This is a genomic window from Acuticoccus yangtzensis (assembly GCF_001927245.1).
Taxonomy (GTDB): domain Bacteria; phylum Pseudomonadota; class Alphaproteobacteria; order Rhizobiales; family Amorphaceae; genus Acuticoccus; species Acuticoccus yangtzensis.
The window spans coordinates 1-12,768 of sequence record NZ_MJUX01000019.1 but is presented as its reverse complement, the minus strand read 5'-3'; the positions used below and the strand labels follow the sequence as shown (position 1 = coordinate 12,768).

The window sequence follows — 12,768 nt, the reverse complement described above, 5'->3', positions numbered from 1 at the left end:
CGAGATGGCCTTCGCCAAGATCAAAGCCCTGTTGAAGAAGGCCGCTGAGCGAACTGTCACCGCCCTTCGGGATCGCGTCGGCGACGTCCTCCACCTCGTCACCCCCGACGAGGCCCGCGCCTATTTCGGAGCCGCCGGGTATGACCCGGACTGAGCGCGAAGTGCTCTAACCGGCGACTACATTTGGACCGAGCCCGTCACCTCCGCGGACCTGCGACCGCCCCGGTAGCCGAGCAATCCGGATATCGCGCCTGCTTAGCGTATATCTGTGCCCGTTTTATGTGACGCCCCCATATCGTGCGTACCGCTCAATACCGGATGATGCGAGCCACGCGTCCCTATGCCGGGCCCGGCTTGGCGCTAGGCGGGCGGGGCCGCGCGAGGCGTGTCGCGGTCGTCTCCAGCCATGGGCAGACGAGGATGGTGAAGACGACCAGACCGGCCCCGGCGAGCCACCAGGCCATGGCGCCGAACGGGGCATCGAGCCACGCGTGGAGCGCCAGGAGAAGCGGGTAGTGGAGGAGGTAGAGCGCGTAGCTGCCATCGCCGATGCGCCCGAAAAGGGCGATGAGGAGCCGCCGCAGCGCCCGCACGGGCGCGAACGCCGTCCAGTCATGATAAAGCGCGATGGCGGCGAAGACGAAGGCGATCGCGGTCCCTGTCAGCACGGACCCCAAAGTGTCGGACGAGAGGCCCGCGACGGCCATCGCTTGGACCGCCCCCCCGATGAGAAGCAGCGGCGCTGCGACGAGGGCGAGGGACCGCCACCCGCGCGGCAGGTCGACCGCCACATAGCCGACGATCCAGACCACCCATGGGCACAGGAATTGGGCGAACGGCGTCGGCACGAGGTTGATGCCGGCGAACCCGGCAAAGGTCGCGGCGCAGCCGATGGCGATGAGTGCCGTCTTCGGATGTGCCGCTAGAGGACCGCGCCGGACGAGGAGGAGAACCGTCGGCAGCATGGCGTAGAAGAACGCCTCATAGGACAACGACCAATAGGGACCGTTGAGGCCGTAAGGGTCGAACCAGTTGCCTTTGGCGACGGCGGAGGTCTGCAGGAACGCGGCATTGCCGAGGAGGGTCTGCCAGGAGAAGCTCGGCTCGCCGGCGCCGTAGGCAAGGCCGAGCGCCGCCGTCCAGGCCAGGGAAAACCAGTAGAGGGGCAGGATGCGCCGCGCCCTGCGGCTGGCATAGTCGGCGATGGCCACGCCGGTGACGGGCTCCCGCCCGCGCGTCGCAATGCCGATCGCATAGCCGGACAGGACGAAGAAGGTCAGCACCGCGGCCTTATTCTGTGCCTGAACCACGTTTAGGATGTCAAAAGCGAGGCCGGTGATGGTCGCCCGCACCTCCGCGTGGAAGATCACGAAGACGTGGTGAATGACGACGATGAGCGCCGCGATCCCGCGCAGGGCGTCGAGTTCGCGAATGCGCCGCTGGCTTGTGCGCACGGCGCCGCCGAGCGCGGGGGCGCTCTCGTTCGGACGTGCCGCTGCGGTGCTGTGATTCGCGCTCAGGCAAGCCATCGGGTTCATGCGCTCACGTTGAAAGATGAACCGGATGGGACCGGCCGGACTTGAAGGCCTCGACCTGTTGACCGCGTTCGGTGGGAGCGGCCGCGCCGGATAAGAGAACGCGTGACAGGATATCGAGACCGGCCGCATTGAGGTGCAGCCCGTCATAGGTGAGCCGGTCGTCAAGGCCGCCGGCGACGGTGAACAGACCTGAATGATCGAGAAATCCGTGCGCGCCGGCGCGGGCCTCTTCGGCGAGGCGGGTATTGAGCGCGGTGATCTCCCTGTTGTCGGCCTCCGCGGCTTGGCGGGGTCCGGCGGCGCGGGCCAGAGGTAGCACCGCGAGGAGAACGATGTCGGTCGATGGATCCGCCGCCGTTATGGTGCGGACCAGGCCGGCAAGGTCGGCGGCGACATCCTCCGGCACACGCCCGGCCCTGAGGTCGTTGATGCCGAGCCCGATAATGATCCTTCGCGGCGCCATCGCCAGCGCGCTGGGCAGAACCTTCGCCATGGTCGCGGCCACCGTGGCGCCGGACACGGCAAGATTGAGCGTCCCCTCGGGCGGATCCAGCGGCACAAGGATGCTGTCGCCAAGGATCACCACGGGCCTGGCCGCATAGGCGGCGGTCGAAAGATGCGCGCGCCAGAGCATGCGCTTGATCGGTGTGACGCCGAGATACCACCCGGCGAATGCCCCATTCAGCGCCAGCGAAACCACGAGAAAGGCGGCGAGAAGCCGGATCATCGTGTCGTCCCCTTGTGAAGCGCGCGCTCGACGGTCTCCACGAGGACGGCTTTCTCACGGTCCCAGTTGTAACGCTCCCGGCCGAGCGCGAAGGCGCGGGCGCGAGCGGCGGCGAGACGTTCGGGATCGCCGATGAGGTCGTCGAGCACCTTGGCAAGCGACGCCGGATCCTCGGTGCGATAGAGGAAGGCGGCGCCGTCGGCCTCGGCGGCGAAGTCCACATGGGCCGGGACGTCGCTCATCACCGCGGGAACGCCGGCCAGGAGGTAGGTGAACTGCTTGTTGGTGAGGGCAATGCGGCGGTTGTGGGTGGTTCCCGTTTCGCCGACCAGGCCGAGATCATACTGCGCGGCGAGGCGCACCATTTGGGATGGCGGCTCGGGGTCCAGAAGATGGAGACGGCCGGCCACACCGAGAGCATCGGCGCGGCCGCGCAACGCCTCATCAAACGGCTGCCGCCCTGTCCCTCGGAGGTAGAGGTGCGGCTGCGATTTGGCCTGGGCGATCGCCTCAAGGGCACATTCCAGCCCGCGGTCCGGCCCGCGGACTTGCGAAAACCAGTAGATGGATGGGCCCAAAGCCGGGCGCGCAACGGCGGCTTCGCACGGGGCGGTATCCAAGCCGAAGACGTTGAGAACCACAGTGGGACGCGCGATCGCGTAGGTCTTCGCATAGGCGTCGGCGATGCCGGGTGAGGCGGCCGTGACATAGGCGGCCCCCGGCAAATGACGCCCTTCAATCCTACGAATCAGGTCGGTTGCGGCGCTGTGCTCCGGGCTGTCAGGCAAGTCGCCGGGATGAAAATCCTCGGCATCGAAGGCAAAGAGGCCTTCATGGGTGCGTGCTGCAGCGGCGGCCGCGGACAGGGCCGCCGGATAGTGAGCGATCGTCAAGGCCGCCGAACGGCGGCATGCGGCCCGTGCCAGCTGCCGTGCGAAGGCACTCTGGGCGAGGGCATCGAGCGTCCTGGTCGGTGCCAGACGGCGCATTCGCTGCGCCACTTCTTGCACCGCCCTTTCGCGCCGCCGCACCGCCAACCCGTCGAAGGCAATGCGCTCCGCCGTCCATGGCACCGTCGCGAGGACTTCGCGATCACGGCTTTCGACGAAGTCGCTGACCTTCGTGGCGATGACGTGGACATCAAATCCGGCGGCGTGAAGCGCATCCGCTTCCTTCACGACACGAGGATTGGAGCCGAGCTGCCCGGGTGTCAGGATGACGATGCGTTGCTTCATCAGGCGATTGTGGAGGGAAAGTCCGCAGCATGGCCAGCCCGTTGCAAGCCCTCCCCCACGGCGGCGCGCAAAGCTGCACGATAGTGCGACCATTGCCACCCGCGGGCCGCCTCCAACGCGGCTGGGCGCATCGCGGCAAGCGCGGCACGGTTGTCGAGACACCAGCGGAGCGCGTCGGCGATCGCATCGGCATCGCCGGCCGGAATGATCAGCCCATTTTCACCGTGCCGCATGAGATCGGAGGCCCCGGCATCGGCGGTCGTGATGACAGGAAGACCGCGGGAAAAGGCCTCCGTCACCACCATGCCAAAACCGTCCGACAAGCTGGGGAACATCAAAATGTCGGCTGTGGCGAAGGCTTGGAAAAGCGTGCTTCGCACCACCGAGCCGTGGAAGGTCATCCCCGCAGGTGCCGGCGCCCAGAGGCGTTCGGGCAGAACGACCGCGCCGTAGATGTCGGCCACGGCATGGCGCGGATCCATTTTTCGCCACGCCTCGACGAACAAATGCGCCCCTTTGCGGATCGAAAATGTTCCGGCCCAGACGACGCGGAGGGGGCGGGTGCTGTCCGGCGCCGGCGGCGCCTCGGCGAGGGGCGGCGGGGCGCCATAGGGAACGGCAAAGGTTTTCTGCGGATCGGCGCCCCCTTCAATATGAGAGCGGCGGGTCACGGACGAGTTCGTGATGATGACATCGGCGGCTCGCATTTCAGCGTCGCGGCGCGCCTGACGGATCTCGAACAGATTTTCGAAGTAGGTGTCGTTCGGGCCCCTCAATTCGGGCCAGGCATCCTTCTGGGCTCGCTGGAGCGCCTCGAAGGCACGACTATTGAGGGACGGAAAGTCCAAGATCTTCGCTCGGCCGAGCCGATCGGCGGCGGCGAAGGCCTCCAGTGCGGAATATTCGTAAGCATAGATCGCGCCGACGCCGTCCTTCGCGATGCGCCGGCCCGCCGCGCGGGCGAAATCCTTCGACAGATGATCCCAGATCCGATCGACCGTCTTCACGTCGGCGCCGGCCTTCGCCGCGACCGTCCGCACGATTTCAACGGCCGGACGGGTTTCGACCTTGTCCTCGGGCAAGGCGGTGATGGCGCGCCGCTCGAGTTCGCTCAGAACACGCCGTGGCCGCCGCCCCGGGAGCGCGCCCAATGCACGCGCGACCGCTCCGGAACGCTTGTGGGCAAAGGATGTCAGGTAGGTCTCGAGCGATCCGACTTCGTCAAACGCACACGCAGCCTGTTGGCCGAAGATCGCGGTCGACGGGAAGGCAACAAGGGTTTTCACGGACAATCCCATATCGTGTGCGATAAACAGCCTATTCGGCGAGCGTTCTAAATCCTTTTCGCCTTTTCGGCTATTTGCTTGGGCCGCGAAGGGCGGCGATTCGCTCCTGATAAACCGTCAGATAGTGATCGACGACCGCGTCGTCCGAATAGCGATCCTCCACGGCGCGGCGGCAGGCGGTGCGGTCGATCCGGTCCACCATCGCGACGGTTTCGACAAGCCCGTCGATGGTGTCGCGGACGTAGCCGGTGATGCCGTCGTCGACCACCTCGGGCACGGCGCCACGGCGGGTGCCCAGCACAGGGGTGCCGCAGGCCAGCGCCTCGGCCATGACGATGCCGAATGGCTCGTCCCACAGGATCGGCATCAGGAAAGCTTTCGCCCCGCCCAGCAGCGCGTTCTTCTGTGCGTCATCGACCGGGCCGATATAGCTAATCTCAGTGCCATCGACGTGCGGCATGACGTTGGCTTCGACCCAGCCGCGCTTCTCGTCCGGGATATTGCCGGCGATGACGAGGCGATGCCCGGTACGCTTCGCGATCTCGATGGCAAGGTGCGGGCCTTTGATTTCCTCGACGCGGCCGAGGAAGACGAGCGGCGCGTCGGGCGGCACTTCGCGCGTCGCGGTGTAGGTGCCGAGCGGCACGCCGTTGGGCACCATGTCCCAATGGCCGATATGGGCAACGTCCTTCATCATCCAATCGCTGATGGCGGTGAAGGAAAGGCTGCCGCGCGAGAGTTTGAACCCAGTGGTTACAGTGCCGGGGGTGATGTGGCGATGATAGGTCATAAGTTTGGGAATGCGCAGCGGCAGGATCGGCGTGAGATAGGCAATCCGCGCTGAAGAGTGAACAATATCAAAATCATAACTAGCAACATGGCGTGCCAAGGTGGCGGCATTCCTAAGCGTGTCGATCTTCGACTGCGCCGTACGGCCCGTCCAGGGCACAAGTCTACCGCCGCTACCGCTATCCGGGTGAGCGAACAGGGTCACGTCGTGGCCACGCGCAACGAGGCCCCGCGCCAGCATATCGACGATCCGTTCCAACCCGCCATAATGGTGTGGCGGGACGGGCAGGTCCGGGTCAGCGGTGAGAGCGATTTTCATGGGGTGCCGTCTACCGATCCAGCCAGCGTGAGGTGAGGTCCTGAGATAGGAGGTCCGATAGACGTTCCACGTCATTGCGGAAATCACTGGCGAGCCGACGTCTGGTGGCGGGAGCGAGTGGTTCAGCAGCCGTGCGGTTGAGTTTGTGGATCTGCCTGCCAACCGGGTAGCGCAGGGAGGTGGGAACCAGCTTGGTGTATGGTCGCGCGGTGCGGATGAGACGCCGTAAACCGTACCAGCGAACACCTGTGGTGGGGTTGTGCGTTTGGTTCACCGTCTCCGGAACATGACCATCGAGATCCAAAAAACGGAGCAGGTCAGTGAGTGTTCTTGTCTTGTCTTCCCTCAAATCATCATAGATTATGACGTGTACATTCTCCTTCCCAAGTGCCGATAGCCACCGCTCAATTTGAGCGGCATAATATCCTGTCGTTGCATAGAGTAAATCTGGCGTTTGGGCATGAGTTTTCCGGCCTGGTTCGGCAGCGAGTGCTGCTTCGAAATTTTCGATATCATCCCATCCGTTCTGGCGATTGAACAACCAATGAGAGTAAGCTCGGTCAACGGGATGGCGCAGAATGGCGATCGCCTTGCATCCAGGTGCGTGCTGCGCTGCCATCTTGGCAGCGCCTGCGCAGTAGAGGTACCAGGTGGATTTTTCTCCTGCGAGCGTGTTCGCAGGGCGCTGATCAAAGAGCGCTTCATAGTCGTCGCGGGTTTTCACTGCCCAGTACGGCCAACCCTCTGCGGCGAAGCACATAAAGTGAGGTTCTTTGGGCTCTTCCGGGATGAAAACCCCCCTATGAGCCTGGAGTGTGGCTTTGATGGCCGTTGTTCCGGCCTTTGGCGCACCAATGATGAAAAAGTCGGGCATCGCGCGTTCTTCTAGCGACCCATCGCGCGCTGCACGCGGCGGGCGGCGCGCCAGCCGATCAGGCGGCGCAGGCGGTGGAAATTCGGCGGACCAGAGGGGGCGACGTCGGCACCGCCGAGTTCGGCGACACGGGTTCGGACCGATGCGCGCAGATCCGCATGGGCCGGATAGTGCTCATAGTCGAATTGGGCGAGGACGTTGGCTGAGGCACCGCGGGTGCGCGGACTGTTCTCGGCCGTGAGGAGGTGGTCTGTGCCGAGCATCAGCGAGAGATGCTGCGATTCCACGGCCTTCCTGCTTTTCTGACCAGACAATGACCCGGCATTGCCGGAACGATAATAAAGCCGAGCCTCAGGAGCGAACACCATACCGGAGGCCGTCGTGATCAGGCGGGAAAAAAACTCGAAATCGTCAATGAGTGAGAGCCGTTCATCCCAGCCGCCGGCCCGTTCTATGAGCGCACGGGGGATGAGAAACATTCCGCACTGCATCATCGGCTGCATGTTGCACCAATCGGTGAGGAGCCAGTCGACGCCAGGCATTGTACGCTCGGTCGGGCGGTTGGGGAAGATCGCCTCGTTTGGGTGTGCGTGAAAACGGGCCCAGCGGCCGAATGCGATGGCCTCTTGGTCGTGATGCTTGATGGCTTCCGATAGCGCAGCGAGGTGATTAGGTGCGATAATGTCGTCGGCGTCGAGATAGAGAACCGCATCGCCGGTAGAAGCGGCGAAGGCACAGTTGCGGGCTGCGGATGCGCCCGACGACTTCGCGTTGCGAAGGACAGTGATCCGGTCCGCATAGCGATCAAGGATTTCATCCGAACCGTCGGTCGAGCCATCATCGACGGCGACGATTTCGACATCCTTATGCATCTGCGCGAGCACGCTGTCCAGCGTAGCAGAAAGGTAAGGCCCAGCATTATAGACGGGGATTAGAACAGAGATCTGCGTCACGAGCTCACAAGGCCGTGCGCGGAAAGGTTAGCGGCTGTTTGCTTCCACCCATACTGAAAATACGACCGCTTCGACTGCGCCACATAATGGTGCATCACCGCCGTCGGCGCCCGGCCTTCGGCAATATCAGGCATCACCCGGTATTCGGCTGCCGGTAAAATCTTCCAGGTCATGCCGGACACCAGAAGCGCCGTCAGTGCCTGCTCCTGCACATAGTTGGCGCGCTCGCGGTCGATCGTCACGCGGCAGCAACGCTCGAGATAGTCGAAATCGACCGCCGCGCCGTGGAGGCCATAGAGGCCGACATTCATGCGCGCCGGCACAGAGCCGCGCGCGAGATCGTCCATCAACGCATCGGAATAGCCGTAGGAGCGCACGACGTCCTCGATGAAGAGGACATCGGCGGGAGCGTCCATCCACGCGAGCAGCGCGTCGGGGCGGCGGAAGAACAGCATGTCGGAGTCGAGGATCAGCGACCATGCGCCGGGATCGTGCAGGTCGGTCAGCTTGCGAAGATGAGGATAGACCTCGCGCCGGGCACGCAGCGCAGGAAAGCGGGATCGCGGCAGGCGGGTCTCCAGCTGCTCGGCCACCTCTTCGCCCAAAACAAATCTCGCCCACGGGACCACGGCGAGAATGGCCTCGCGTACCGCGCCGGAGAGGGTGCCGTCATCGACGATCACGGGGTCGATCCGCTTGTCGGCGTGCCGCTGCAGGGACGCGATGCAGAACACCGTCTGGTACCAGAAGTTCGCACCGGACAAGAAACGAGCCTCGACGCCATAGCGGCCATCGGGCGGCGTCATCTGCGGCAGACGGGTGGCCGCCGCCTTCATGGCCTCATGGCCGCGGGCGGTCCGGTGCTGCTCGAGCGGCCCCCCTTCCAGCACCATTTGCTTCAACCGGCCGCGCGGCTCGTGCCAGAAGCGCCGTGCCACGGAGCCGAGGCCCATGCGGGTGGCAAGGCCATGGAAAGGCGAGGGTCGTGCCATGCTCACCGCAGCGCGCCGAGTTTCGCCTGCCCCGCGAAGATCCCGCACGAAGCTTTCCAGCGGATACGGGCGAGCGGCGAGCGCCAGGCGCGGGCGGCGACATAAGCCTTCGCGCGGCGCAGCGGCAGCGACCAGGCCGAGATCGGCGGCCGTGGGCGGATCCCATGCACGTCGAGCACCTGGAGCCAGGTTCGGTTCGAGCTCTCCACATAGCGCTCCAGGTAGGCCGGGGTGAGCCGGCCGGACGGGATAAGATGCGTCAGCGACAGTGCGGGAAGATAGGCCACGCGCCAGCCAGTCCCCAACAGCGTCAGCACCATGTCGTTGTCCTCGCCCGAGGCAAGGTCGGTGCCACGGCGGCCGAGGCCGGAGCGGGTGGTGTCGTCGGTCACCGCTTCCACCCAGGCAGCGTAGGCCACCCGGCGGATCGCCATGCCGGCGCCGATCGGCGCGCACGCCGGATACACCTTTTCGCCCGATGACCAGTCGGCAAAGAGCGGTGCCTCGCCGAGATCCCGGCAGGCGAGTGACACGCCGAGCTCGCTGAACCAGGCCGGCGGCGTCACTTCATAATGCGGGATCGACTTGCCGCCGATGGCACCCAGCGTATCGTCGCCGGCGAACGCCGCTGCGACGTTGGCGAGATAGTGCGGGTCGAGGATATTGTCGTCGTCGATATAGACGAGGACGTCGCTGGCCGCTTCATGGAAGCTGCGGATGCGCGCTTGGGTCAGGCCGAGCTTGTCTTCACGCACGATCCGTGCGGAGGCGAAATTGGTCAGCGCGGAGAGGTCGATGCGGCCCTCCAGCGCCACGTCGGAGCGGTTATCGACGAGAATGAAGGCCGTTCCGGGGGGCACGTCCTCCTGCGCCGCCAGGGAGGCCAGCGTCGGCTCGATGTGCGCGGGCCGCGGGTTATGGGTGCAGACGATCGCGGTCAGCGTGGGCGCGGTCATTTGCCGAAGAGCCTCCAGGACAGCGGGCGCCAATAAGAGCGGCGTAAGATCGTCGCGGGATGGCCTGCGGCTTGTCCAATCAGGTCTGCCGCAATCGTTGGAAGGTCTGGTCCATAACGGCGCATAATCTCTGACAAGGGGACATCAGCTGCGAGTGCGTCAAGTGTACCGGCAGCGACGTCTTCGCACTCGGCAAGATTGGTCACCGTCTGCTCCTTAGGAGGCAGCGGCTTCTTCAGATTGACCCAGGTTGGCGCCACGATGGGCGCGCCGACAAATTCGAAGAGGTCACGCCCGTCGAGCAGTGTACCCGTGAGGACGTCGCGTTCATAGTCGACGCGCATGTAATGTGTCAGTGCGGAAAGGCGATCAAAGGCCGCGTTAATGGCCCACCAATCGGCAACATAGTGGATGAGCTGTGTCCGATTGATCTTAATGCGTGGGGTTGGCGCATTCTCTCCCGCATAGATCTGAAAACGGTTGTTTGCAGCTGCGAATTCGTACGAAACACATGCTGACACCGGGTCTTCACGGCGGACGTGGACAATCCTGAGATTGGGAGCATGGGTTAGAATCCCATCGCTTAGCGCTTGAGCTTCGTGAACCCATCCTGTTGCGATTTTCAAGCCAGCCGCGACATGCCCGTCGATCCGTTGCCCCTGTTCAACAGCCAGATCAAAGAGGCGACTTATCGTTTCGGACGGTCCAATAGAATCCTTTGCGTTCCCTAAAAAAAGATCGCGGTTCGTATTGAAGAGCGAAGCGCCGAGGTCGGTGAGAAGGCGACTGCTGGCTTCGCGCGGGTTCGACGCGATGTTCGGATGTCCTGCAAGGATTTGATGAACCAATGTGGTGCCGCTGCGCTGTTTGCCAACAATAAGAAAACGCACAGGGGGCGTGCTGTCGAAATGCGCCGCCCTCAGCTGAGACGGCGAGGAGTGACCGTTAGAAATGCTCATGCGGCGCTCTGCGGATGGTGCCGGCCTGCCGCATTGGCGATCGCGCGCTCGTAGGATGCCTCATGCAAGGGGCCAATGACATCGGGCGTGTAGGATGCCGCCACATGCGCACGGGCCGCTTGTCCCATTGCAATGCGGCGTTCCGGGTCGGCCAAAAGGGTAAGGATGCGATCCGCGATTGCGGCAGGCGAACGCGGCGGCACGAGGAGGCCGGTTCGGCCATCCTCGATCATCTCCGCCATGCCCCCGGCGGATGATCCGATGACACCGCGCGCGGCCGCCATGGCCTCGAGGCAAACATTTGGAAAATTCTCCCAAACGCTCGGAAAAACGCAGATATCGGCTGCCGAAAAATAATTGGCAATCTCATGATAGGGCACGGCGTCGATGAACTGAACCGCATCACGGTGGCGACCGATGCGCGACATCATTTCGGCTTTCACATCGCGCGTCCCATTGGGCATTGGCAGCGCGCGTCCGAGAAAGACGAACCGTGTCCCGGGACGCGCATCCAGCACCCGCCGGACCGCATCGGCAAGCTCCAACACGCCTTTGCGCACCTCAAGCCGGCCGACATAAAGGACCGTTTCGGTCCTTGTATTGGGGTCGGCCAGAAGCAAAGGGCGGGGCGCGATGAAAACGTTCGGGACGAGCATTCGTCTGGTCTCGGATATGCCCCAATGGGATCCGACCCGATCGAGAATGGCCTGGCTCGGGCCGACGACGAGATCGGCACATTGTGCCACCGATTTCTCGCCCGTCTCATCGGAGATCGCCCGGAGGTGCGTCGGCCATCGCCCGCGCCGGAGCGCGCCCGCCATGAACCGCAGCTGAGACGCGCGCCCAATATAGGCCGCGTGAATTTCAGCCAAGATGAAGGATGGCGTGTGTAGCTTTATGACAAGCGGCAACGCCTCGAACGTCGCGGCAATTCCCGCCGCATCGGCCCCATATTCCGGACCTTCGATCACATCGAACGGGGCCGACGTGTGACGGGCTGCAAATGTTGGAACGATGGCTTCTGCGAAGTCTTCCCGCGTTGCATCCACCGAATGGATGGGGAACGCCGAGGCGGGCATCTCCTCGGGCGTCCCTGCGGTGAAGACCTCCACCTCGTGACCACGGCCGTGAAGCATTTCCGCGGCGCCACGCACATAGGTGCCGATCCCCCCTCCCCGGGGCGTGCCGGCGAACTCGTAGGAGACGAGGGCAATCCTCATGCGCGGCGCTTTTGGGCCTGTGAAGGCTGGAACCGCCATGATGGTCCAACGCTATAGGGGCTGCTCACATCCTGCTCCGTAACGTTGACACTCAGCCCGAACGACCATTTCGCTACCGCGAAGTCAACCAGCCTCGGTGATGTGCGACGTGACTGGTGAGCTGCTTTCCAAAATTGAACACCGACGCAGCGTCATTGACGCGCCGACCGGCGCACGCCACTCTGCAAAGTCATTGCTGATGTAAGTCGACGGGATAAGAACGTCTCGTTCTAAGAGACCGTTTGAGAACGGCCTTATGGCTGATGCGGCGAACGACCTCGATTATGAAGTCCTGGAATGCCGCTTTGTCCATGAGCCGGGTTCGACTATAGGCGCCGTCTGCAAACAGGTTCTTGACCCACGGCCAGCGGTTGCGGATCGCATCGAGGATCTCTCCCGCGCCGGCGCTGTCGGAGATATCCGCCGGCGCGAGGTTCACCTTGAGCAGGCGACCATCGGTATCGACGGCGATGTGGCGCTTGCGACCGGTGATCTTTCTGGCGCCGTCGAAACCACGGGCGGCGCCGGCCGCCGGTGCCTTGATGGTCTGGCTGTCCATGACGCCGGCACTGGGGCTTGCCTCGCGCCCGGAGCGCTCCCGGTCGATCATCAGGGCGATGTCGTGGATGGTGCGGAACAGCATCCGCCGCACAAAGCGCCGGAACCACCAGTAGACGGTTTGCCAAGGCGGAAAATCCTTCGGCAACATGCGCCAGCCACCGCCCGACCGAGCCATATAGCGGATGGCGTTGAGCACCTCCCGCAGATCAGTGGTCGGGCGCCGTCCGCGATGGGCCCGCGTCGACAGCAGCGGCTCAATCCGCTCCCACTCCGCATCCGTCAGGTCGCTCGGGTGGAGTTGGAGTTGCCCCGATTGCGCG

General features: G+C 64.0%; 11 protein-coding genes and 2 pseudogenes. 1 reads left to right on the top strand and 12 read right to left on the bottom strand.

Annotation, left to right across the window (positions count from 1 at the left end; genetic code table 11):
• Positions 1 to 154, top strand: a pseudogene (locus BIX52_RS23865) (IS630 family transposase); the annotation flags it as partial.
• A gap of 184 nt (positions 155 to 338) precedes the next feature.
• Here the strand turns inward: BIX52_RS23865 and BIX52_RS22120 are convergent.
• From BIX52_RS22120 to BIX52_RS22065, 12 genes and pseudogenes are all read right to left on the bottom strand, one after another.
• Complete coding sequence (locus BIX52_RS22120; RefSeq protein ID WP_157956311.1) at positions 339 to 1,538, bottom strand: acyltransferase family protein; 1,200 nt, start codon at positions 1,536 to 1,538, stop codon at positions 339 to 341.
• Positions 1,539 to 1,542: 4 nt separating this feature from the next.
• Entirely contained in the window at positions 1,543 to 2,265 is a 723-nt protein-coding gene (locus tag BIX52_RS22115; RefSeq protein WP_075223281.1) for a GDSL-type esterase/lipase family protein, read from the bottom strand.
• Complete coding sequence (locus BIX52_RS22110) at positions 2,262 to 3,500, bottom strand: glycosyltransferase (RefSeq protein ID WP_075223280.1); 1,239 nt, start codon at positions 3,498 to 3,500, stop codon at positions 2,262 to 2,264. The genes BIX52_RS22115 and BIX52_RS22110 overlap by 4 nt, the downstream gene beginning before the upstream one ends.
• On the bottom strand, positions 3,500 to 4,786 hold the full coding sequence (locus tag BIX52_RS22105) for a glycosyltransferase family 4 protein (protein WP_157956310.1): 1,287 nt from the start codon (positions 4,784 to 4,786) through the stop codon (positions 3,500 to 3,502). The genes BIX52_RS22110 and BIX52_RS22105 overlap by 1 nt, the downstream gene beginning before the upstream one ends.
• Before the next feature lie 70 nt (positions 4,787 to 4,856).
• On the bottom strand, positions 4,857 to 5,894 hold the full coding sequence (locus tag BIX52_RS22100) for a glycosyltransferase family 4 protein (RefSeq protein ID WP_075223278.1): 1,038 nt from the start codon (positions 5,892 to 5,894) through the stop codon (positions 4,857 to 4,859).
• 10 nt (positions 5,895 to 5,904) lie between these two features.
• A complete protein-coding gene (locus BIX52_RS22095) occupies positions 5,905 to 6,768 on the bottom strand; it encodes a sulfotransferase family protein (RefSeq protein ID WP_075223277.1) in 864 nt (287 codons plus the stop codon).
• Positions 6,769 to 6,779: 11 nt separating this feature from the next.
• Positions 6,780 to 7,721 (bottom strand): glycosyltransferase family 2 protein, encoded by a 942-nt coding sequence (locus BIX52_RS22090; RefSeq protein WP_075223276.1) that lies wholly within the window; start codon positions 7,719 to 7,721, stop codon positions 6,780 to 6,782.
• Positions 7,718 to 8,674 (bottom strand): hypothetical protein, encoded by a 957-nt coding sequence (locus tag BIX52_RS22085; RefSeq protein WP_083660709.1) that lies wholly within the window; start codon positions 8,672 to 8,674, stop codon positions 7,718 to 7,720. Before BIX52_RS22085 ends, BIX52_RS22090 begins: the two co-directional genes overlap by 4 nt.
• 41 nt (positions 8,675 to 8,715) lie before the next feature.
• A complete protein-coding gene (locus BIX52_RS22080; protein WP_075223274.1) occupies positions 8,716 to 9,669 on the bottom strand; it encodes a glycosyltransferase in 954 nt (317 codons plus the stop codon).
• The gene (locus tag BIX52_RS23150; protein WP_075223273.1) at positions 9,666 to 10,628 is read right to left on the bottom strand and encodes a sulfotransferase; all 963 of its coding nucleotides are present in this window, start codon (positions 10,626 to 10,628) and stop codon (positions 9,666 to 9,668) included. The genes BIX52_RS22080 and BIX52_RS23150 overlap by 4 nt, the downstream gene beginning before the upstream one ends.
• On the bottom strand, positions 10,625 to 11,848 hold the full coding sequence (locus BIX52_RS22070; RefSeq protein WP_075223272.1) for a glycosyltransferase family 4 protein: 1,224 nt from the start codon (positions 11,846 to 11,848) through the stop codon (positions 10,625 to 10,627). The genes BIX52_RS23150 and BIX52_RS22070 overlap by 4 nt, the downstream gene beginning before the upstream one ends.
• Positions 11,849 to 12,152: 304 nt before the next feature.
• Positions 12,153 to 12,768: pseudogene (locus BIX52_RS22065) on the bottom strand (IS5 family transposase); the annotation flags it as partial.

Bases quoted from the DNA above. Each gene is read 5' to 3' on its own strand.
- BIX52_RS22115 (WP_075223281.1), bottom strand. From the start codon at position 2,265: ATGATCCGGCTTCTCGCCGCCTTTCTCGTGGTTTCGCTGGCGCTGAAT.
- BIX52_RS22070 (WP_075223272.1), bottom strand. From the start codon at position 11,848: ATGAGGATTGCCCTCGTCTCCTACGAGTTCGCCGGCACGCCCCGGGGA.
- BIX52_RS23150 (WP_075223273.1), bottom strand. From the start codon at position 10,628: ATGAGCATTTCTAACGGTCACTCCTCGCCGTCTCAGCTGAGGGCGGCG.
- BIX52_RS22100 (WP_075223278.1), bottom strand. From the start codon at position 5,894: ATGAAAATCGCTCTCACCGCTGACCCGGACCTGCCCGTCCCGCCACAC.
- BIX52_RS22095 (WP_075223277.1), bottom strand. From the start codon at position 6,768: ATGCCCGACTTTTTCATCATTGGTGCGCCAAAGGCCGGAACAACGGCC.
- BIX52_RS22120 (WP_157956311.1), bottom strand. From the start codon at position 1,538: ATGAACCCGATGGCTTGCCTGAGCGCGAATCACAGCACCGCAGCGGCA.
- BIX52_RS22080 (WP_075223274.1), bottom strand. From the start codon at position 9,669: ATGACCGCGCCCACGCTGACCGCGATCGTCTGCACCCATAACCCGCGG.
- BIX52_RS22085 (WP_083660709.1), bottom strand. From the start codon at position 8,674: ATGGGCCTCGGCTCCGTGGCACGGCGCTTCTGGCACGAGCCGCGCGGC.
- BIX52_RS22110 (WP_075223280.1), bottom strand. From the start codon at position 3,500: ATGAAGCAACGCATCGTCATCCTGACACCCGGGCAGCTCGGCTCCAAT.